Raw genomic sequence first — 1,381 nt, 5'->3', positions numbered from 1 at the left:
CCGAGGATGTGCTCGCCGCGCGCACCGCGCCGTCGAACCCGTTCTTCACCCCCGCGTCCTGACGCCCCCGCGAACGGCCCCGCCCCCTTTCGGGCGGGGCCGTTCCGCATGCGCCGCTACCGCGCGGTTTCGCGGACGGCACCGCACCCGGCGACGCCCCGCGCCCCTCAGGCCGGGACCGCCTCGGAGGCGGGAGCGGATGCCGCTTCCCCGACACACGAGAAACGGGAGCGGTACGCGGTCGGCGTCAGCCCCATCGTGCGGGCGAAGTTCTGCCTCAGCACCGCCGCCGACCCGAAGCCGCACTCGGCGGCGATCCGGTCGAGGCCGAGGTCGGTCTCTTCGAGCAGGCGCTGGGCGTGCAGCAGGCGTTGCCGCGCGAGCCAGGCCGCGGGTGTCGCGCCCAGGTCCGCCTTGAAGCGCCGGGCGAAGGTGCGCGGCGACATGTGCGCGCGCGCCGCGAGCCGATCGACCGAGAGCTCGGCATCCAGGTTCTGCAGCATCCATTCCGTCACCGGCGCCAGCGACAGCGAGGTGTCGACCGGAAGCGGCGAGGCGATGAACTGCGCCTGCCCCCCGTCGCGCTGGGGGGCGACGACCATGCGACGCGCGATGCGGTTCGCCAGCTCGGAGCCCAGTTCCTGTCGCAGCAGGTGGAGGCAGGCGTCGAGTCCCGCGGCGGTCCCGGCACTCGTGATGATGTTGCCGGACTGCACGTAGAGCACGTCGGGGTCGACCTCGATGCGCGGGTACATCCGCGCCATCTCGTCGGCGTAGCGCCAGTGCGTTGTCGCCCGCTTGCCGTCGAGCACGCCTGCCGCCGCGACGACGAACGCCCCGCTGCACACGCTCAGCAACCAGGCACCGCGCGCGTGCGCGGCGCGGACGACCTCGAGCACGCGCTCGTCGACCCGCCCCCACTGCGCCCGGGGGATCGGCGCGAGTACCAGGATGTCGACGTCCGCAGCCGCCTCGAGACCGTCCTCGACGTTGATCGAGAAGCCGATGTTCGACGGCACGGCACCGGGCTCGGGCGCCACGATGCGGAAATCGAAGTTCGGGATGCCGTCATCACTGCGATCCAGGCCGAAGGCCTCGCACGCGAGACCGAACTCGAACGGGGCGAACCCCGGCTGAACGACGACGGCGACCGAGCGCATGCCTACCTCCGGTGTGGCAGAAAGAGAACGAACGGTGTCCATCATGCCACTCGTGGGCATGAATCGCACGCACGTAGCTTTTCTGCCATGGCTTACTTCATCGCCCTCGGCATCCTGTCCCTCGCCGGCGTCGTCGGCACCGCCTGGCTCATCCGCACCGACGGCTACGGCCGCATCCCCACCGACCCGACCCGCACGCCGCCGCGCGAGCGCGACGAGCC

General features: G+C 71.8%; 1 protein-coding gene. It reads right to left on the bottom strand.

The features are described 5' to 3' along the window. Positions 1-167 precede the first annotated feature (167 nt). Positions 168-1,160, bottom strand: a complete 993-nt coding sequence (locus DBR36_RS10495; RefSeq protein WP_108319165.1) for a GlxA family transcriptional regulator — start codon at positions 1,158-1,160, stop codon at positions 168-170. Positions 1,161-1,381: the final 221 nt, after the last annotated feature.

The sequence above is a fragment of the Microbacterium sp. HMWF026 genome (assembly GCF_003061325.1).
Classification (GTDB): Bacteria; Actinomycetota; Actinomycetes; order Actinomycetales; family Microbacteriaceae; genus Microbacterium; species Microbacterium testaceum_E.
The sequence above is the reverse complement of the archived record's forward strand: the minus strand, read 5'-3'. Positions and strand labels throughout refer to the sequence as shown.

Coding starts and splice junctions, on each gene's coding strand:
- DBR36_RS10495 (WP_108319165.1), bottom strand. CDS start 1,160: ATGCGCTCGGTCGCCGTCGTCGTTCAGCCGGGGTTCGCCCCGTTCGAG.